Here is a 20,625-nt window from a genome sequence, read left to right as displayed (position 1 = left end):
TTTGCGGCTTGAGAGCCACAACAACACACCAGCAGGCCGGCTGAACGCTGATCCTCGGTGGTGATGAGCGGGCCACAGTTCCCGCGCATTTCGACTGACGATCAGCACTTAAGGCCCTTGCCGACGTTCTGCCTGCCTGCTCCTTTACGAAAAGGAGCAACCTTTCACATGGAAGGTCCCGAAATCCAATCCGCCGAGGCCGTTATCGACAACGGCAAGTTCGGCACGCGCACGGTCCGTTTCGAGACGGGCCGCCTCGCCAAGCAGGCCGCAGGCACGGTTGCCGCCTACCTCGACGGCGAGACGATGCTGCTGTCCGCCACCACGGCGGGCAAGAGCCCTCGCGAGGGCTTTGACTTCTTCCCCCTGACGGTTGACGTCGAGGAGCGCTCGTACGCCGCCGGAAAAATCCCCGGCTCGTTCTTCCGCCGCGAGGGTCGCCCGTCGACCGACGCGATCCTCACGTGCCGTCTCATCGACCGGCCGCTGCGCCCCACGTTCGTCTCTGGCCTCCGCAACGAGGTCCAGGTCGTCATCACGGTGCTCGCCATCGACCCCGACGACGCATACGACACCCTCGCGATCAACGCGGCCTCCGCGTCCACCCAGATCGCCGGCCTGCCGTTCACCGGCCCCATTGGCGGCGTGCGCATCGCGCTCATCGACGACCAGTGGGTCGCGTTCCCCAAGTACTCGCAGAAGGAGCGGGCCGTCTTCGACATGGTCGTTGCCGGTCGTATCGCGGGTGACGACGTCGCGATCATGATGGTCGAGGCCGAGGCCACCGACGACTCGTTCCAGCTCGTCGCCGAGGGCGCCACCGCCCCCACGGAGGCCGTCGTGGCCGAGGGCCTCGAGGCCTCGAAGCCCTTCATCCGCGCGCTGTGCGAGGCGCAGATCCGCCTCGCCGAGCAGTCCGCCAAGGAGACCCGCGAGTTCCCGCGCTTCCTGGACTACCAGGACGACGTGCTGTCCGCGGTCTCCGGCGCCATCGAGAGTGACCTCGCGCAGGCGCTCACCATCGCCGACAAGCAGGAGCGCGAGAACCGCCTTGACGAGCTCAAGGCCAACGCACACACGCAGCTCGACGAGCAGTTCGCCGGCCGCGAGGGCGAGATCAGCGCCGCTGTTCGCTCGCTCACCAAGAAGCAGGTGCGCCAGCGCATCCTCAAGGACGGCGTGCGCATCGACGGCCGTGGCCTCAAGGACATCCGTCCGCTGAGCGCCGAGGTTGCCGTGATTCCGCGCGTGCACGGTTCTGCGCTGTTCGAGCGTGGCGAGACCCAGATCCTTGGCGTCACCACGCTGAACATGCTCAAGATGGAGCAGCAGATCGACTCCTTCAACCCCGAGAAGCACAAGCGCTACATGCACCACTACAACTTCCCGCCGTTCTCGACGGGTGAGACCGGTCGCGTTGGAAGCCCCAAGCGTCGCGAGATCGGCCACGGAGCGCTCGCCGAGCGTGCGCTGGTTCCGGTGCTCCCGAGCCGCGAGGACTTCCCCTACGCGATCCGTCAGGTGTCCGAGGCGCTGGGGTCCAACGGCTCCACGTCCATGGGCTCCGTGTGCGCCTCGACGCTCGCGCTGCTCAACGCCGGTGTGCCGCTCAAGGCCCCGGTCGCGGGCATCGCCATGGGCCTCGTGTCCGACACCGTTGACGGCGAGACCCGCTATGCGGCGCTCACCGACATCCTTGGTGCGGAGGACGCGTTCGGCGACATGGACTTCAAGGTCGCCGGTACCCGCGAGTTCGTTACCGCCATCCAGCTGGACACCAAGCTCGACGGCATCCCCGCCTCGGTGCTCGCCGGTGCCCTGCAGCAGGCGCACGACGCGCGCATCCACATCCTTGGGGTGATGGAGCAGGCGATCAGCACGCCCGACGAGATGAGCCCCTTCGCTCCTCGCGTCATCGCGGTGAAGATCCCGGTCGACAAGATCGGCGAGGTCATTGGCCCGAAGGGCAAGATGATCAACCAGATCCAGGACGACACGGGTGCGGACATCTCCATCGAGGACGACGGCACCGTGTACATCGGCGCCACCGACGGCCCGTCGGCGGAGGCCGCGCGCGCGGCGGTCAACGCGATCGCCAACCCGCACGTCCCCGAGATCGGCGAGCGCTTCGTCGGCACCGTCGTGAAGACGGTCGCGTTCGGCGCGTTCATCTCGCTCACCCCCGGCAAGGACGGCCTGCTGCACATCTCGCAGATCCGCAAGCTCGTCGGCGGCGCGCGAGTGGAGAACGTCGAGGACGTCCTCGCCGTTGGCCAGAAGATCCAGGTTGAGATCACCGAGGTCGACCCGCGCGGCAAGCTCTCGCTCGGCGTTGTCGAGGAGGGCACGGCCGACGCTGCGGCTGGCGGCGACGCTGGGGTTGAGGGCGACGCTGTGGCGGAGTCCGTCGAGGCGTAGCCTCACGCTTCACGCAAGAGGGCGGTCCTGGGGAACCAGGGCCGCCCTCGTGCGCATTCTCCTGCTCTCGATGCGGCGATTACATAGGCTTGTTAATCGATACACTGGCGACATGACGGTGACATTCGGCGCGGACGCTGCACCTTGGTGGCACGGCGCGGTCGTCTATCAGGTGTACCTGCGGTCGTTCGCAGATGCGGACGGAGACGGCATCGGAGACCTTCGTGGGCTTGTGAGCCGACTCGACTACCTCGCGTCGCTCGGAGTCGATGCGATCTGGCTCAACCCCTGCTACGCAAGCCCTCAGCGAGACCACGGGTACGACATCGCAGACTACTTCGCGATCGATGCCGACTACGGCGATCTCAACGACTTCGACACCCTCGTCGAGCAGGCTCGAGAGCGGGGCATCCGCATCCTCATGGACATGGTCGCCAACCATTGTTCGTCCGACCACGAGTGGTTCAGGGCCGCACTGGCGGCGGAGCCTGGTAGCCCAGAGCGGGCCCGCTTCCACTTCGCGGACGGCCGCGGCGCGGGCGGGGCGCTGCCGCCAACGAACTATCAGTCGGTGTTCGGCGGGGGAGCGTGGAGCCGCGTGACGGAGCCGGACGGGAGTCTGGGCCAGTGGTACTTGCATCTCTTCGATCCGACGCAGCCGGACCTCAACTGGGCCAACCGGGAGGTCGTCGCGCACTTCGACGAAATGCTCAGGTTCTGGTTCGACAGGGGAGTCGCGGGCTTCAGGGTCGACGTCGCCCACGGGATGGCGAAGGCCCCTGAGCTGTCCGATGTGGTTGATGGCGCCGACACCCACCCTGCGTGGGACCAGCCTGGCGTGCACGACATCATCCGGCGGTGGCGCTCCCTCGGAGACGGCGTGCCCGACGGCCCGCGCTACTGGGTGGGAGAGGTGTGGGTGACCGACGCCGCGCTCGCCAGATATCTGGAGCCGGACGAGTTCCACCAGGCCTTCTCCTTCGATCTGCTGCTGCAGCCGTGGCATGCGCCGTCCCTGCGGGCCGCGATCGACCGCTCGCTCGCGTTGGCCGGAGACGGCGCGGGACCAGCGTGGGCGCTCTCAAACCACGACGTGCACCGTGTCGCGACCCGATATGGGCAGGCGATCGAGCTAGGGGAGCCCGACCCCTCGGACTTGATCGCCGCAGCGAGGAGGCGCGGACCCGTGGACCTCGAACTCGGACTGCGGCGCTCTCGCGCCGCCGCACTCTTGCAACTCGCGCTTCCTGGAACTGTGTACCTCTTCCAGGGGGAGGAACTCGGCCTTCCCGAGGTGCTCGACATGGATCCGAGCACGCGGCAGGATCCGATCTGGTTCCGCTCCGGCGGAACCGAATTCGGCAGGGACGGCTGTCGCGTGCCGCTGCCCTGGAGCCGGGACCGGCCGAACCTCGGCTTCTCCGCAACGGCGACCGCAGCGTCGGCCTGGCTACCGCAGCCAGCGAGTTTCGCGCGCTACTGTGCATTCGACGAGCAAGAAGATCCCGGTTCGGTGTTCGCCACCTACGCGGCGGCAGTGGAGGCGCGCAAGAGGTACTTCGCGTCAGACGAGCCATTGCGGTGGATCGAGGCGCCGCCTGGGGTGCTCGCGTTCCGGCGGGGAGGGGCTGCGTGTGTGGTGAACGTCTCGGACGAAGAGGTGGAGAGCCCAGTGAGAGGCACCGTTGTGTTGTCGTCGATTCCGACGCCGGCTGGCAGGATTGTGCCCGACGCTGCCGTCTATGTGGAGCTTCAATGAGCGGTTCTCGGGTGACGATGAGAGACGTCGCGGAGCGCGCGGGCGTCTCGACTGCGGCGGTGTCCTATGCGTACACGCAGCCCAGTCGGCTCACCGCAGAGACGCTCGAACGCATTCAGGCCTGCGCGCGCGAGTTGGGATACGTGCGCGACTGGTCCGCGAGGGCGCTGCGCCGCGGCCGCACCGACACAGTTGGCCTCGTGCTCCCGCAGTCAGTGGACGACGCGTTCGAGAACTCCTACTACCCACGGTTCGTCAAGGGCGTCGGCAGGGTGTGCAGGGAGAACGGCCTCATGCTGCTGCTCGTGCCGCCCGCGGACGGGCTCAGCGGCACCGCCATCGCCGAGGCCGCCGCCGACGGCTTCATCGTCGTGGGTCTGGTTGCCGAACGCACCGAGGTTGCGTCTCTTCGCGCGAGGCACGCTCCCCTCGTGCTCGTCGACTCCGATCCGATTCCCGGGATCCCGCTCGTGGCGGTCGACGAGCGCGCGGCAATGCGCGACCTCGTTGGGCGTCTCGCGCGGCTCGGTCACCGTCGCTTTGGGGTGGCCGGCATCGAGACGGGTGAGCCCGGCGGGCGGGACGCATGGCAGGGAGCGATGCGGCACCGCATGGACGGGGTGCTCGACGCTCTCGGCGATGCCGGGATCGAGGCCGGGGAGAGTGCCTGACGGTGGCCGAGGTGCCGAGCTCTGAGGCGGGCGGACTGGTGGCCTTCGAGCGATTGTGGGCGGCGGGACCGACGGCCATCGTGGCCTTCAGCGACGAGATCGCCTTGGGAGTGATGAAGGCGGCCGCGCTGGCGGGCGTAAGCGTGCCCGGTCAGCTCTCCGTCACAGGCTTCGATGATCTCGAGGCCGCTCGGCACGCCGTGCCAGCGCTGACCACCGTGGCCCAGCCCATCGTGGAGAAGGGCGAACTCGCGGCTCGCCGGCTGGTGTCGCTGCTCGCCTCCGAGCAGCCGGAGGAGGTCACGGTGCTGCCCGCCACCGTCGTCGAGCGGGATTCTGTCGCGGCACCCGCTCAGTCCTGAGCCCGTATCCAAATCGTGACCAAGTTGCGCTTGACGCGTCTCTGAAACCACCTGTAGAACTTGTTTTAGTTCTGAAGTTAATCGATACACAGCATCCAGTTGCGATGCGGAACACCGAGGTTCCTCATGACGACGACCCACGCGGACGTCAACCGCTCCGCGATCTTGGCGCAGTTGGGCGCCCGCGGTGCGCTCTCCAGGATCGAGTTGTCAGACATCCTCGGTGTCTCTCCCGCGCTCATCACGCAGCTCGTCAAGGACCTGCTCCGCGAGGGCCTTATCCACGAGGCAGGCCACGCCGATTCGAGTGGCGGCCGCCGCGCCATGCGCCTCCAGCTCAGCGTGGACGTGGGCACGGCGATTGGCGTCAAGGTGGCTGCGGACCACCTCGTCGCTGTTGAGGTTCGAATCGACGGCACCGTCGTGCGATCCGTGAGCGAGCCGTTCGCCGCGGACTCGCGCGACGCGGTCAGCGTGCTCGCGGAGCACGTGAAGCGCTTCATCGCCACGGGCAGCGAGCGTCACATTCTCGGAGTCGGTGTCGGCGTCCCCGGGACCGTCGCCGATCCGGAAGCGGGCGTCGTCGACTCCACCCAACTCGCCTGGACTGGAGTGCCGCTCGGTCGCGAACTGCGCAGCACCCTTGGCCTTCCCGTGCTCGTCGACAACAACGTCAATGCGGTAGCACTCACCCAGCTCATCTACGGCTCCGCGCAAGGCTTCGAGGACGTGCTAGTGGTCACCATCGGCACGGGCGTAGGTGCAGGGCTCGTGCTCGACGGGACCATTCGCCGCGGATACGCGGGCGCAGCGGGAGAGATTGGCCACGTTCCGGTCGCGGCGGACGGCCCGCCCTGCCATTGCGGCAATCGCGGGTGCTTGGAGTCTCAAATAGGCGAGCAGGCCCTGCTCGATCGGGCCGTGCAGGTTGGCCTCGTAGGTCCGAACGCCTCCGCCGACGCCTTGCGCTCACTCGCCGACGCCGAGGATGGGACTGCGCGCGAGATCTTCGCGGACGCTGGACGCACCTTCGGGCGGGCGCTCGCCGGTGTCGTCAACACGCTCGCTCCGGAGGCGGTCATCCTCATGGGCGAGGGCGTGGTCGCGTGGAAGCATTGGCGGCCCGGTTTCGATGGCGCATTCCGCGGGGCACTGAACCACTACACCCGCTCTGTTGAGTTGCGCGTGGAGGACTGGAGCGATGACCGGTGGGCGCAAGGCGGAGCTTGCCTGGTGCTCGCGACGCCCTTCGGCGCAACGAATTCGACCGGGGAGCAGGTGCGACTCGTGCGGCAGCGCCTCTCCGTCGTCTCCTCGCGGGAGGCGATGTGAGCGCGGTGACACTGGAAGCCGAGGCGCAGCTGGACGTGCCCGCGCCCTCGCCAGCAAGGCCCCGGCGACGCTGGCGCCAGCCTCGCTACTACGTGACCATCGCGCTGTTCCTAGCGCCCTCCGCACTGCCGCTCATCGCCCTCGTCTACTACCCGATGGTGCAGGCGCTGTGGACCTCGCTGCACGACTGGAACCTCATCGGACCCAAGAAGTGGGTGGGCCTTGGAAACTACGAGGCGCTGTTCAAAGACCCGGGCACCGCGAGCATTTTCGCGCACTCGGCGCAGTACATCGCTGGCTACATTCCGCTCGTCTACGTCGGTGGTCTTGCGGTCGCGCTAGCGCTCAATACCGCGCTCAAGGGGCGCAACTTCTTCCGTGGCATCTACTTCCTGCCGGTGGTCACCAGCTGGATCGCGGTGTCGCTCGTGTGGAGGTGGCTGCTCAACCCGCACTCCGGTGCAGTGAACGCTCTACTCGGCTGGTTCGGAATCACGGGCCCCGGTTGGTACAACGACCCGCACTGGGCGATGCCATCGATCATCGTCGCCTCGGTATGGAAGGACGTCGGCTTCATCATGGTGATCCTGCTCGCCGGGCTGCAGGCGATCCCTGCCGAGATCGAGGAAGCCGCCGTGCTTGACGGAGCCGGGTGGTGGCGTCGGCTCTTCCACGTGACGCTTCCGCTGCTGTCACCAACCACCTTCTTCGTGCTGATCATCTCTCTCATCGGCGGCTTCCAGGTCTTTGACCAGGCGTACGCGATGACGCAAGGTGGTCCAAACGACGCCACCCGGACTGTCGTGCTCCAGATCTACGACCTGACGTTCCGGTATGGCCAGGCAGGAATGGCATCCGCGCTGTCGATGCTGCTGTTCGTCGTCATCCTCACCTTCACCGCGATCCAGCTCGTGGGCCAGCGGAGGTGGGTGCACTATGCCTGAACTGCGAATGTCCGGCGCGCGGCCCGTGGCCGCGGACCCTGCGGGCGCCGCGAAGCAGTCGAGGGCGCGCCTTGGTCGCGTCGTACTGCTGATGTTCGTCGCGCTCGGCGCGATCATGATGTTCTTCCCGTTCTTGTGGACAGTCATCACCTCGTTCTCGTCAGGCCTTGGTCTCAGCGCAAAGCCCCGTCTCATCCCTGAGCAGCCCTCGCTCGACGCGTACCGGACGCTGTTCCTCGACCTGCCATTCGCAAGGGTCGTGTTCAACTCTCTCGCGATCGCCGTTGTGGTGACGTTCGCGCAGGTGATGACGTCTGCCCTCGCCGCGTATGTCTTCACCCGGATGCCCTTCCGCGGCAGGGGCGTCGTCTTTGCCCTCTACCTCGCGACCATGATGATCCCCGGCCAGGTGCTCCTGGTCCCCCAGTTCGTCATCATGAAGAACCTTGGCCTGATCGACAACTACGTCGGGGTGATCATCCCGTCGATAGCCACGGCATTCGGCGTCTTCCTCGTCAAACAGGGGATGGATGCGATCCCCAGGGAACTCGACGAGGCCGCGGAACTCGACGGCGCGAGCCACTTCCAGACATTTCTCAGAATCGTGCTGCCCAATGCGGGGCCGTCCATCGCGACTCTCGCGGTGTTCGCCTTCATGGGCAGCTGGAACAACTTCCTGTGGCCGCTGGTGATCCTGCGGTCCGAGGAGAAGCAGACTCTGCCACTTGCACTTGCCGGTTTGCAGGGTCAATACACGACGGATTGGGACGTCATGATGGCCGGCTCGGTCATCTCGATCCTCCCGATGCTGGCCATCTACATCTTCGCGCAGAAGTACGTGGTCAGGGGTATCGCGAGCTCCGGAATCAAGTGACCGCCCCGTCGCACACCATCATCAACTCAAGGAGAAGAGTTCAATGAAGCACTCCACACTAGTCAGGATCGGCGTGGTCACCGCAATAGTCGGCCTCGTTGCCGGCTGCTCGTCCAGCCCTTCCGACGACGGGAGCCCGGGAGCGTCAACGGGTGATTCGACGCAACCCGTCACCATCACTTACAGCAACTTCATCTCGAATGGCGGCAACGAGGACAACATGTCCGCGATCGTGGCGGCATTCGAGAAGGAGAACCCCAACATCACCGTGGACGTGAAGACGCTGCCCTACAGCGACTACTTCACGGCACTTCAGACGGACCTGGTCGCAGGCACGCAGGCGGATGTCTTCGACATCGAGTACGCCAACTATCGCTCCTACGTGGAAAGTGGCGTCGCCGCTCCCATTGGGGGCATCGATGCAAGCAAGTACAGGGAGTCCCTCATCGAGGCGTACCAGACGGACGGCACGCAATACGCGCTGCCGACCTCGTTTTCCACGGTGGTGCTGTTCTACAACAAGGACCTGTTTGACGCCGCCGGCGTCAGCTACCCCACCGCGGACTGGACCTGGACGGATGAGCAGGCGGCGGCGGAGAAGATCACCGACAAGTCCAAGGACATCTGGGGCGACTACCAGCCGTTCACCTACAACGAGTACTACAAGACGGTCGCTCAAGCGGGCGGCTCGTTCCTCGGCGCGGACGGCAAGTCGTTGAACTTCAACACCCCTCAGGGCATCGAGGCGGCGAAGTGGCTCGTCAACAAGGTCGGCAAGACCATGCCGGCCGCGGGAGACGCGAGCACGGACTCTGACTCCGACCTGTTCTCGACGGGTCACCTTGCAATGTGGCACACGGGCATCTGGATGTTCGCGTCCATGCAGGAGGTTCCGTTCAAGTGGGACATCGTCGTGGAGCCGGGGCTCACCCAGCAGGCCAGTCACCTGTTCTCGAACGCGGTGATGGTCTCTGCCAACTCCGATCATCAGGAGGCCGCCGCCAAGTGGGCCGACTACCTGGCAACGTCGCAAGCGACCATCGACGCGCGCCTGGCCAACTCGTGGGAGCTGCCTCCGGTGTCCGATGACGCTGCTCTCGCGGCGTACCTGACGCAGGGGCTGCCGGAGAACCGTCAGGCCGTGTTCGACTCGCTCGACGCAGTGGCTCTGGCACCGTCCATTGGGGCGAACCAGGCTCAGATGGCTGACATCGTGACCAAGTACCTCGGCGAGGCCGCAGCGGGCCGCATGAGCGCAGAGGACGCGGTCAAGAAGGCGGCAGACGAGGTTCAGCCGCTCCTGCCAACCAGCTAGCCCAACGGTCGGGGGCGGGCGTCAGCCCGCCCCCGACCCTACCCTCCGTGTGAAAGGCCGCTCATGGCTGCTCTCCCTGCGCCGACGCTGGCACAGGCGAATCCTCTCGTTGGATCTTCGATCCAACTGATCGAGTCGCTTCAGGACCTCTCCGGCGCCTATCCGGCCAGCCCCACCTTCTCGGCGTACCAGGGCTATTGCTGGCTGCGCGATGGCTCGTTCATCGCGGACGCGATGTCGGCGGCCGGTCGCTTCGCCTCGGCCGAGGCGTTCTTCGGCTGGTGCGCCGGGGTCATCGAAAGCCAGGCGGCGGTCATCGGTCGGGTGGTCGAGGCGCGGGCCTCTGGACTCGAGCTGGATCACGCAGCGATGCCTCCCACGCGGTTCACCCTCGCGGGCGACGTGGGCAGCGACGCATGGTGGGACTTTCAGACGGACGGCTACGGAACGTGGCTGTGGGCGCTCAGCGAGCATGTGCGACGCGGCGGGCACATGGATCCTGCGTGGCGCGACGCAATTCGCCTCACCGCCGCCTTCCTTGTCGACACGTGGGACCTCCCATGCTTCGACTGGTGGGAGGAGCACAACGAGCGCCGTCATGTGTCGACGCTCGGTTGCGTCGTCTTGGGGCTCGAGCGCGCCGTGGCCGAGGGTTGGCTGCCCGCCGAGGAGGCCACCCGGGCAACGGCCGCGGCTCACGGCGCCCGTGACCTCGTCGCCGCGGAGGGAATGTACGACGGTCGCCTCACGAAGTGGCTCGGCGGCACGGCTGTCGACGGCAGCCTGGCGGCACTGGTCGCCATGGGTCTGACCGACGATGCGCCGGAAGTCGCTTCCCGGACCCTCGCGGCCGTGCGTGCCAATCTTCTCGTTGCGGGCGGCGTCCACCGCTTCACGGGCGACGTGTTCTACGGCGGCGGACTGTGGCCTCTGTTGACCTGCTTCCTTGGACTTGCCGAGCTGCGAGTAGGCGACCGCACGAACGTAGAGTCGCGCCTCGCGTTCGTCGAGTCCCTTGTGACCGCGGACGGGAGCCTCCCAGAGCAGTCGGACCTGCACCTGCTTGCCCAGGATCATCGCCCGGAGTGGCTCGAGCGTTGGGGTCCGGTCGCGACGCCGCTGCTCTGGAGCCATGCGATGTACATCAGACTTGCCGTCGAGAGGACCGCGAATGATTGAGCACGACCCTGCCGGAACCGGCCACGCGTATCGCGAGGAGGTGCAGCGTCGGGTGCCGTTCCACCCGGTAGCAGGGCAGACCTTCAGGGTCGGTGCCAAGGCATCGGACGACATCGTCTCAGTGATGGTCCAGTTAGAGTTGCTCGCCGACGACGGCGAGGCCCCGCTCGAAGAGTTCCCTGCGGCGTGGGTCCCCGGCATCGAGGTTGCCGACGCCGGCGCCGTGGTCACGGCAGAGGGTCACCTCGCCGCGGGGCAGGCATCCGGCGCCGCCTCGGATCCGGGATGGATTGCCAACCTGCCTGCCCGCGAAGGCGAGCGGTACCGCTACCGCTTCGCAGCGTCGGGCCCCGCGGGAGTGGAACAGACCCGCTGGTTCTTCGTGAACGCGTCGAGTTGGGTGGTGCCCGACGCTGTGGTCGCCGTGGGCGGCCGCGACCGGATCGTGCCTGGCAGCTCGGCATATCTCACGGACGGCGATCGGGTCCACAGGGTGCGGTTCGAGATCGCGCTCCAACCGAGCGAGCGCGTCGTGGGGTTCGGCGAACGCTACGAGCGGCTTGACCAGCGCGGCCACTCGATCGACAACCGGGTCTTTGACCAGTACACCGGCCAAGATGTGACGGGTCGCACCTACTTCCCCATGCCCTTCGCCCACGTCATCGGCGGCGACGGGTGGGGCTTTCACGTCCGCGCGTCGGGCCAGGCGTGGATCGACGTTGGCCAGACGGCCACGGATCGCATCCGCATCGAGGCGGAGGTCGATCGCCCGCTTCCCGCGGACGGAAACTCGGCGCTCGAGGTCGCCTTCTACGACGGCAGCCCGGCACAGGTGCTTGATGCCTTCCTCGCCGAGACGGGCAGGCCTCAAGAGCTGCCCGATTGGGTGCTGCGGCTATGGGCAAGCTCGAACGAGTGGAACACCCAGGCAGAGGTCGAGCGCCAGATAGCCCTCCACCGCGAGCACGGCATTCCCGTCGGTGCGCTCGTGATCGAGGCGTGGAGTGACGAGGTCACCTTCACCGTCTTCCGCGATGCCCAATACGAAGTTCGCTATGACGGCACGCCTTTGCGGGCCACGGACATCACCTACCCGCCGGACGGTGCGTGGCCCAACCCGCAGGGCATGATCGACGCGATGCACGACGAGGGGATTCACCTCCTCTTGTGGCAGATTCCTCTTCTCGAGACAAGGGTCGACGTCGCAGACGCCCAGATTCGGGCGATGGCGGTCGACGGCGAGCGCGAGGGGGTCATGGTGCGTCGGCCAAGGGAGGACGGCAGGCTCACCACTTACGCCAATCCGGGGTACTGGTTCCCTGGCGGCCTCAGCGCCGACCTGCTCGACGAGCGCGCCCAGGCGTGGTGGACGAAGTGGCGTCGGTACCTGGTCGAGGACCTTGGCGTCGACGGCTTCAAGACCGACGGCGGCGAGCACATGTGGGGGCCGAGCGGGGTGTTCCTCGACGGCACCACGGGCGCGGAGTCCAATAACCGCTTCCCGGTGGGCTACGCGGAGGCTTACGGCAAGTTGTTGAGCTCCGCGGGCAAGGCGCCGGTGACGTTCTCGCGCGCCGGGTACACGGGGTCCCAGGCGCACGGCATCTTCTGGGCGGGCGACGAGCAGTCAACCTGGCGCGCGTTCCGCTCGTCGATGATCGCGGGGCTCAACGCTTCGGCGAGCGGCGTCCTCTACTGGGGGTGGGACATCGCGGGGTTCTCCGGCGAGATCCCCGACGCGGAACTGTACCTGCGGGCGTTCGCGGCCTCGGCGTTCGTGCCGATCATGCAGTACCACTCCGAGTACAGCTTTCACCGGTCGCCGTCGCGCGACCGCACGCCGTGGAACATCGCGCAACGCCGGGGAGAACCGTCGGTCATCGACCATGTCCGCGACATCGTCGCGCTGCGTGAGCGGCTCGTGCCACGCCTCGCGCGGTGGGTTCGCGCGTCGATTGCGACAGGGCAGCCGCTCATGCGCCCGTTGTGGTTTGCAGAGCCCTCGGACTCAGAGGTGTGGGAGCGTCCGCTGCAATGGATGCTCGGCGACGACGTACTCGTCGCGCCGGTGCTCGAACCCGGAGTCACGACCTGGGCGACCTATCTCCCGAGTGGCGAGTGGGTGGACGCGTGGACGCGCCGCGAGGTGGCCGGTGGCCAACTGGTCGATGCCGATGTCAGCGACCTTGCCAGGGTGCCGGTGTTCGTGCGCGCCACCGCGTGGCCCGATCTTGCCGAGGTGTTCCGAAGCAACTAGTCGTTCCCGAACGGCGCGAGGCAAGTCCCCCCTTCCGGTCTTGCGCCAGAGAGTGCGGTGGGTCGTGGCCGGCGACCGTGCGGCGGCTGGCGTCGACCCACCGCACCTCGAACGGTCATGCACGTCGAGTCGCCGCGTGGGAGGGATAGGCTCGCCGTCATGCCCCACCCGCTCCCGCTGACGCCCGGCCACGCCCTCACCCTCGAGCAGGACCACGGCGCCGTCATTCGCCGCACCATCCTGCCCGGCGGCGTCCGCGTCTTCACCGAGACCATCCCCGGCATGCGGTCCGCGACCGTCGGCGCGTGGGTCGGCGTCGGCTCTCGCGACGAGGCGCCCCAGCACGGCGGCTCCACGCACTTCCTTGAGCACCTCCTCTTCAAAGGCACGGCCCGACGCTCCGCTCTCGACATCGCGGAGGCGTTCGACCGGGTTGGGGGAGAGGCAAACGCCCTCACCGGCAAGGAGCACACCTGCTACTACGCGCGGGTTCTCGACTCCGACGTGCCGATGGCGATCGACGTGATCCTCGACATGATCACGGCCGCGCGGCTTGACGAGGGGGACTTCGAGCTCGAGCGGGGCGTCATCCTCGAGGAGATCGCCATGAACGAGGACGACCCCGGTGATGTTGCCCAGGAGCGGCTCACTGAGTCGCTCTACTTGGATCACCCGCTTGGCCGCCCCATCGGCGGCACGCCCCAACTCATCGAGGCCGTGAGCCGCGGCGCCGTCTGGGAGCACTACGGCGAGCACTACGTCCCGGCCGGCCTCATCGTGACGGCCGCGGGCGGGGTTGACCATGACGTGGTCTGCGCCCTTGTGGCCGACGCTCTCGCCGGGGGCGGTTGGGCCCTCGCGGGCGGCGCAACGCCCCTTCCCCGGCGCGATCCCGCCACCCGCTTCGAGGCCGGCTTCCGCGAGGAGGTCAACATCTCGCGACCGGACCTCGAGCAGACGCAGCTCCTGGTCGGCGTGCGCAGCCTGAAGTCGACAGACGACCGCCGCGCCGCGCTCGGCGTGTACAGCGCCATCCTGGGCGGCGGCATGAGTTCGCGCCTGTTCCAGGAGATTCGCGAGAAGCGCGGACTCACGTACGCGGTGGGCTCCTACGCGGCACCCAGCACGGAGACCGGAATGTACGCGCTGTACGCGGCCTGCGCGCCGTCCAAAGCGAAAGAGGTTGAACGCTTGCTGCTCGTCGAGTTCGAGCGCATCGCGGAGGGCGTGACTGAAAGCGAACTCGAGCGCGCGAAGGGCCAGATAGCAGGCTCCACGGTGCTGAGGCTCGAGGACTCCTACTCGCGCATGTCCCGCCTCGGCAAGGCGGAACTCGTGTTCGGCGAGCTGTGGAGCATCGGCGAATCGCTCGACGACGTGCGCAAGGTGACGGCCGATGATGTCCAGGCCATAGCGTCGGACCTCGCGAGCCGGCCACGCGCCACCGTGCGCGTTGGCCCAAGCGCCTAACTACCTCGCAGGACACTCACAGCAACCTCACAGATTCGCCACCTACGGTCGTAGACGACACAAGTCATGCGACAACGGGAAACGGTGATGGCGAAGCGCGTTCTGAATTGGAAATTCTTCCGTACATGGGTGCTGCCGCCCGTCTGTGTGATCGCCGGCGTGGCGCTCGGCATTGGGTGGACCGCGTGGCGCGGCGACGCGTCCACGGCGGCTACGGGGCTGCCCACCGATGCCACGAGCACGCAGACGACCGCCGCGAGCCTCGAGACCATCGAGAAGTCCGTTGAGGGCACGGGCACCCTGACTGCCGCGAACAACGAGACCCTGACCTTCAGCGCCACGGGCAAGGTCACCGCGGTCAACGTGGCCGCGGGAGACACGGTCAAGGAGGGCGACGTGCTCGCCACGATCGACACCCTCCAGCTGACCGCCGACCTCAAGGCAGCCCAGGCCAACCTCGCCAGTGCGGAGGCCACGTACGCGTACGCCAAGGACGACGCCGACGGCTCCGACGCGAGCGACTCGCAGATCGAGTCCGCGAAGGCCAACGTCAAGGTCAAAAAGCAGGCGGTCGCGGATGCCAAGGAGAACATGGCGGACGCCGAGATCGTTGCGCCATTCGACGGGCTCGTGACCGCAGAGTCCTACGCAGTCGGTGACTCCGTCAGCGGCGGCTCAAGCGGCGCGGGAGGGGCGCAGACCGGAGGCGGCTCCTCGACGTCGACCTCAACGACGGGCATCACCGTCATCGGCCAGGACTCGTGGAGCGTTGCGGTTGACCTCACGGCGGACGAGGTCTCCCTGATCGCAACCGGAAACCAGGTCACGTTCACGGCCGACGACGTTGACCAGTTCTTTGGCCTCGTCACCGACATCTCGCAGCTGCCGAGCACGAGCTCGGGGAGCGCGACCTACCCGGTCACCCTCACGGTCACGGGCACGCCGCAGGGACTCTTCGAGGGCATCTCCGTGACGGCCGACATCATCTACCTGCGCAAGGAGAACGTCCTCACGGTGCCCACCAACGCGATCACCACCGCGGACGGCGTGTCCTCGGTCACGGTCGTCGCCGACGACGGCACCGAGGAGACCCGCACCGTCACCCTTGGCGAGAGCTCCGGCAGCCTGACCGAGATCACCGACGGCCTCACCGAGGGTGAGAACGTCAAGGTCACCGTCTTCGCGCAGGCCGGGAACACCGATGGGCAGGACGGCGACTTCCAGTTCCCCACGGACGGCACCTTCCCCGGTGGGGGCCAGTTCCCCGGTGGGGGCCAGGGCGGCGGCCAGGGCGGGTTCCAGCGGGGCGGCAACGGATGAGCGCGGCGCAGACCGAGCCGCGCCCCGTGATCGAACTTCACGACGCGCGCAAGACCTACCGCACCGGCGAGATCGAGTTTGAGGCCCTCCGCGGCATCGACTGCCAGATCTACGAGGGAGAATACGTCGCCATTGTGGGGCCTTCCGGCTCCGGCAAGTCCACGCTCATGAACATCCTTGGCTGCCTCGACGTGCTCACCACGGGCAGCTACATGCTCGCTGGTGAGGATGTTGAGAGCCTCGATGAGAACGCGCTCGCGACCGTCCGCAACCGACGCATCGGCTTCGTGTTCCAGCAATTCAACTTGCTGCCGAGTCTCACGGCGCTCGCCAATGTGGAGCTGCCCCTCGTCTACGCAAGGGTCGCGCCCAGCGAGCGGAAGCGTCGGGCCTTGGAGGCCCTTGATCGGGTGGGCCTCGCCGATAAGGCGCCCAACCGCCCAGGCGAACTCTCTGGAGGCCAACAGCAGCGCGTGGCGATCGCTCGCGCGCTGGTCACCCAGCCCACAATCCTGCTCGCTGACGAGCCCACAGGAAACCTCGATTCCACCTCCACCGAGGACATCCTCGCGGTCTTCGACGAGCTCCACCGTGAGGGCCGGACGATCGTGCTCATCACGCACGAGCACGAGGTGGCGCAGCGCGCGCAGACCATCTACAACGTGACGGACGGGCACTTCATCGACGGCGCCTCGCCGCTCACCCACATGGTGGGGGTAGCGGAGTGAAATCCTCAGACGTCTTCGCCAGTTCGTGGCGGGCGATCCGCTCGCACGTCATGCGCTCGCTGCTGACCATCCTCGGCATCATCGTCGGCATCGCGTCCGTGGTGCTCACCGTGGGGCTGGGTCTCGGAACGCAGCAAGAGGTGTCCGCGCAGATCTCCGCGCTCGGCTCCGACCTGCTGATCGTGTCTCCGGGCTCGTCCACGGACTCGAGCGGGCTGCGGGGCGGGTTCGGCTCCGGCGCCACGCTCACTCAGTCGGACGCCGATGCACTCGCGAGCAAGGTGACGGTGCCCGACGCTGCCGCGGTTGCCGCGCAGAAGACCAGTTCGGAGTCCCTTGAGTACGGAGATTCCAACTGGACCACGGACGTTACGGGCACCAGCGTCAGCTGGACCGACGTGCGGTCCCGTGATCTCGCGTACGGCGAGTTCTTCACGCAGGACGACGTGGACGGCAGGGCGAAGGTGATCGTCTTCGGCCCCGACACGGCGAACGAGCTCTTCGGGCGCGCCAATGTGGTGGGACAGGACGTCACGATCAATGGGGAGACCTACGAGGTGATCGGAGTCCTCGCGGCGGTTGGCTCATCCGGAGACCAGTCGCTGGACGACGTTGCCCTGGTGCCGATGACGACGATGGCGGAGGACATCTCGACGACCTCGAGCGAGTCCGTGCAGACCATCTACATCAAGGCCGCGTCAACCGACCTGCTCGCGGCGACGGCTCAGGAGTCGCAGGCGCTGCTGCTGAACCTTCACGGCAAAGCCTCGATGGACGATGCCGACTTCACGCTCGAGGCGCAGGACAGCCTCATCGACACGGCCACGTCGGTGTATCAGAAGCTCACGGTGCTGCTCACCGGAATCGCCGCGCTCGCACTGCTCGTGGGAGGCATCGGCGTGATGAACATCATGCTCGTCTCCGTGACAGAGCGGACGCGCGAGATCGGCCTGCGCAAGGCACTCGGCGCCAACCCGCCGAGCATTCGCAACCAGTTCCTCGCGGAGGCGATGATCCTCGGCCTCAGCGGCGGCGCGCTCGGCGTGCTCATCGGCGTCGTGCTCGCGCTGATCCTGCCGGCGATGCTCGACACCACCATCGTGATCTCCGGTCAGGCAGTTGTGCTTGCGGTGCTCGTGGCCGTTGGGATCGGCGCCGTGTTCGGCGTCTACCCGGCAACCAGAGCCGCGCGACTGGCCCCCATCGACGCCCTTCGGTCGCAGTAGCCCTGCGCCACGGAACTTCAGCAGAAACGAGACATCATGAAGAAGATCTTCACCCCCATCGTCGGCTTCGCGGCGGGCGCGCTTATCCTTGCCGGCTGCTCAGGCGGCGGCTCCGGCACCACCGCTGACGCGGGCACGTCCGCGCAGCCAAGCGCCGCCCGAGCGGGCAGGCGCAAGGCCCCGGCCAGAACCGGCAGGACTTCGGTGTCAGCGGCGAGATCGTCTACGCGCAGGACGGCACCCTGCAGGTGCAGAACTCGCAGTCGCAGACCGCGGTGCGCTACACCGACGCGACCACCGTGGAGCAGCAGGTGACCGTAGCGCTCGCTGACGTCAGCGTCGGCTCGTGTGTGGTGGCGATCGTGGGTGAGGACGGCACCGCGACCACCGTTCGCGTGACTCAGCCGGTCGACGGCGAGTGCTCCACTGGCTTTGGCCAGGGCGGCTTCCCTGGTGGCGGCGGGGCCCCTGGCGGCGACATGCCGTCGGGCGCGCCGACGGCCCTGCCGGACGGCGGTGCGATGCCCTCCGGCGCGCCCACCGACTTCCCGAGCGGCGCGCCCGGCGACGGCCAGTTTCCGGGCGGTGGCCAGGGCGGGTTCGGCGGCACGTTCGTGACGGGCACCGTCGCCTCTGTGAGTGACAGCGGGCTCACCGTGACCACCGATGACGGTTCCACCGACGTTCCTGTCGGTACAGACACGTCGATAACCGGCACCGAAGCGGCCGATCAGGCCGCGATCGCTGTGGGCCTGTGCCTCACCGCCCAGGGCGCCGCCGACGACGCCGGTGGCTTCGACGCCACCTCCATCACCGTGTCTGCCAAGGGCGACGACGGCTGCAGCAGCGGCTTCGGTGGGATGGGCGGCTCTCGCCCCGACCGCGGTGGCCAGGGCGACCAGAACGGCGGGAGCAACGGCTGATGGCTGCAGCGACACGAGCCCTGGGGCGCTGGCGGTGGCGAGCGGCGCTCGTCGGCGTGGCGATCATCGCACTCGTTGCGGTCATCGCCACGCGCGGGAGCGCGGCTCAGGAAGGCAATTACCGGACGGCGATCGTGGACACGGGAGACGTCACCCAGACCCTCACGGCGACCGGTTCCATTGAGTCCGCGAGCCGCTACGACGTGACCTTCCAGGTCGCGGGGACGGTCGACGAGGTGAACGTGGCCGTTGGCGACACGGTTGAGGCCGCCAAGAGCTCGCCACCCTCGACGAGAGCGACCTCCAGGACGCCGTCGACGCGGCCGAGGACGCGCTGACCGAGGCGAAGGACACCCTTGCGGACGACCTTGATGCGCAGAGCAGCGGGTCCTCAAGCTCCAGTTCTTCCTCTTCGCAGCCCTCCGGCAGCTCGAGCAAGCCCAGCGGCGGGAGTTTTGCGCCGTCCGGCGATTCAGGCAGTTCGGGTGGCTCCGGTGGTTCCGGTAGCTCTGGCGGTTCAAACGGCTCTGGAGGCTCCGGCGGCTCCGGGACCTCCGAAGCGGTGAGGGCGGCTCAGCAGGCCGTCGTCGACGCCCAGAACGCGCTGCTTACGCAGTACGACGCCACGACCGCCGCGCTTGCGACGGCCTCCGCTTCGCAGGCGACGGCTCAGTTATCCTGTGCAGCGTTCACGGCGCTGGACCCCACGGACGCGGACGCCGCCACAGCGCTGGCGCAGTGCCAAGCGGATACCTCGACGGCGCTGGGTGACCAGCAGGCGGCCGCGGCGGAGCAGTCGACGCTCATGGACAAGGTCACCGCGCTCAACAGCGCCGTGACGGACCTCGTCAACGCCACCAGTGGAACGTCCAGCGCGGCTCCCGCCGCGTATGTCACGGACACGGGCAACAATACGGTGGTGACGGTCGCGGCGTACACCACGAGCCGGGTCACGACGGCCGCGGATGACTTCGGCGGCTCCGGGGGATCCGGATCGACGAGTTCTTCCGGCGGCGTTCCGAGCGCCGAGGACATCCTGGCCGACCGAGCGGACGTTGCGGCGGCGCAGGCGGATCTGCTGGTGGCGGAGGCGCAGCTCGACTACGCGACGCTCAGCACTCCCGTTGCCGGCAAGGTGGTGTCTGTCGGTGTGGCCTCCGGTGACTCCGTCAGTGCCGCCGACACCTCGACGGCGATCACCGTGATCGCGGACAACACGTACCTCGTCAACCTGGCCGTCTCGTTGACCCAGGCGCGCATGCTGTCGGTTGGCGACGCGGCGCAGCTCACCCTTCTGAGTGACAACCAGGTGGTGGACGGCACCGTCTCGTCCGTCGGCACTGTCAACAGCGGCAACTCCTTCCAGCAGTCCTACGCAGTCACGATCGCGGTGCCGGACCCCGGCTTCGAAATCCGCATCGGGACCGCCACCAGGATGGCGATAACCGTCGCGAGCGCCACGGGTGCGCTAGTGGTTCCGACGTCCGCGGTGAGCGACGCGACCGGCGATGCCACGGTGCAGGTGATCGGCGACGACGGCAAGGCCCAGACCACCTCGGTCACTACGGGCGCGGTCGGATCGGAGTACACGGAGATCACGTCCGGCCTGGAAAAGGGGCAGCAGGTGATCCTCGCGGACCTCTCGATCAAGCTGAGCTCTGGCGACGACAGCTCGTCAAGCACCGGCGGGCTGCTCTCCGGCCTCGGGGACGACTCGTCCACCACCGACCAGCGGCAGTTCCCCGGCGGCGGCGACTTCCAGCCGCCGGATGGCTTCCAGCCGCCTGCCGGCTTCGGCGGACAAGGCGGGTAGGCCACGTGCCTGCCTGCGCCACCAACCGGCTTCG

General features: G+C 67.4%; 17 protein-coding genes. All 17 read left to right on the top strand.

Features of this window, described 5'->3' with window-relative positions; all coding sequences use genetic code 11:
- Positions 1-168: 168 nt before the first annotated feature.
- The 17 genes from NVV57_00870 to NVV57_00790 all read left to right on the top strand — a co-directional run bounded on the left by NVV57_00870 (position 169) and on the right by NVV57_00790 (position 20,591).
- Positions 169-2,418 (top strand): polyribonucleotide nucleotidyltransferase, encoded by a 2,250-nt coding sequence (locus tag NVV57_00870; protein MCR6711312.1) that lies wholly within the window; start codon positions 169-171, stop codon positions 2,416-2,418.
- Positions 2,419-2,530: 112 nt separating this feature from the next.
- Entirely contained in the window at positions 2,531-4,177 is a 1,647-nt protein-coding gene (locus NVV57_00865; GenBank protein MCR6711311.1) for a glycoside hydrolase family 13 protein, read from the top strand.
- Positions 4,174-4,848, top strand: coding sequence for a LacI family transcriptional regulator (locus NVV57_00860; GenBank protein MCR6711310.1), 675 nt, complete (start codon positions 4,174-4,176; stop codon positions 4,846-4,848). Before NVV57_00865 ends, NVV57_00860 begins: the two co-directional genes overlap by 4 nt.
- Positions 4,849-4,859: 11 nt before the next feature.
- A complete protein-coding gene (locus NVV57_00855; GenBank protein MCR6711309.1) occupies positions 4,860-5,210 on the top strand; it encodes a substrate-binding domain-containing protein in 351 nt (116 codons plus the stop codon).
- Between the two features lie 126 nt (positions 5,211-5,336).
- A complete protein-coding gene (locus NVV57_00850) occupies positions 5,337-6,542 on the top strand; it encodes an ROK family transcriptional regulator (GenBank protein MCR6711308.1) in 1,206 nt (401 codons plus the stop codon).
- Positions 6,539-7,486: a sugar ABC transporter permease gene (locus tag NVV57_00845; protein ID MCR6711307.1), complete on the top strand. Its 948-nt coding sequence runs from the start codon at positions 6,539-6,541 to the stop codon at positions 7,484-7,486. Before NVV57_00850 ends, NVV57_00845 begins: the two co-directional genes overlap by 4 nt.
- Entirely contained in the window at positions 7,479-8,360 is an 882-nt protein-coding gene (locus NVV57_00840; GenBank protein ID MCR6711306.1) for a carbohydrate ABC transporter permease, read from the top strand. Before NVV57_00845 ends, NVV57_00840 begins: the two co-directional genes overlap by 8 nt.
- 43 nt (positions 8,361-8,403) lie before the next feature.
- Complete coding sequence (locus NVV57_00835; GenBank protein MCR6711305.1) at positions 8,404-9,675, top strand: sugar ABC transporter substrate-binding protein; 1,272 nt, start codon at positions 8,404-8,406, stop codon at positions 9,673-9,675.
- 63 nt (positions 9,676-9,738) lie between these two features.
- The gene (locus NVV57_00830; GenBank protein ID MCR6711304.1) at positions 9,739-10,854 is read left to right on the top strand and encodes a glycoside hydrolase family 15 protein; all 1,116 of its coding nucleotides are present in this window, start codon (positions 9,739-9,741) and stop codon (positions 10,852-10,854) included.
- A complete protein-coding gene (locus tag NVV57_00825; GenBank protein ID MCR6711303.1) occupies positions 10,847-13,111 on the top strand; it encodes a hypothetical protein in 2,265 nt (754 codons plus the stop codon). The genes NVV57_00830 and NVV57_00825 overlap by 8 nt, the downstream gene beginning before the upstream one ends.
- Positions 13,112-13,270: 159 nt before the next feature.
- Positions 13,271-14,581 (top strand): insulinase family protein, encoded by a 1,311-nt coding sequence (locus NVV57_00820; GenBank protein MCR6711302.1) that lies wholly within the window; start codon positions 13,271-13,273, stop codon positions 14,579-14,581.
- Positions 14,582-14,710: 129 nt separating this feature from the next.
- Complete coding sequence (locus tag NVV57_00815; protein MCR6711301.1) at positions 14,711-15,901, top strand: biotin/lipoyl-binding protein; 1,191 nt, start codon at positions 14,711-14,713, stop codon at positions 15,899-15,901.
- Positions 15,898-16,629, top strand: a complete 732-nt coding sequence (locus NVV57_00810; GenBank protein ID MCR6711300.1) for an ABC transporter ATP-binding protein — start codon at positions 15,898-15,900, stop codon at positions 16,627-16,629. Before NVV57_00815 ends, NVV57_00810 begins: the two co-directional genes overlap by 4 nt.
- Positions 16,626-17,855, top strand: coding sequence for an ABC transporter permease (locus NVV57_00805; protein ID MCR6711299.1), 1,230 nt, complete (start codon positions 16,626-16,628; stop codon positions 17,853-17,855). Before NVV57_00810 ends, NVV57_00805 begins: the two co-directional genes overlap by 4 nt.
- 248 nt (positions 17,856-18,103) lie before the next feature.
- The gene (locus NVV57_00800; GenBank protein MCR6711298.1) at positions 18,104-18,778 is read left to right on the top strand and encodes a hypothetical protein; all 675 of its coding nucleotides are present in this window, start codon (positions 18,104-18,106) and stop codon (positions 18,776-18,778) included.
- Positions 18,778-19,116: a hypothetical protein gene (locus NVV57_00795; protein ID MCR6711297.1), complete on the top strand. Its 339-nt coding sequence runs from the start codon at positions 18,778-18,780 to the stop codon at positions 19,114-19,116. Before NVV57_00800 ends, NVV57_00795 begins: the two co-directional genes overlap by 1 nt.
- A 224-nt stretch (positions 19,117-19,340) precedes the next feature.
- A complete protein-coding gene (locus NVV57_00790) occupies positions 19,341-20,591 on the top strand; it encodes an HlyD family efflux transporter periplasmic adaptor subunit (protein ID MCR6711296.1) in 1,251 nt (416 codons plus the stop codon).
- The last annotated feature ends 34 nt before the right edge of the window (positions 20,592-20,625 follow it).

The organism is Demequina sp. (genome assembly GCA_024707205.1).
In the GTDB taxonomy this organism is placed as follows: domain Bacteria; phylum Actinomycetota; class Actinomycetes; order Actinomycetales; family Demequinaceae; genus Demequina.
This window is presented reverse-complemented; position numbering and strand designations above follow the sequence as displayed.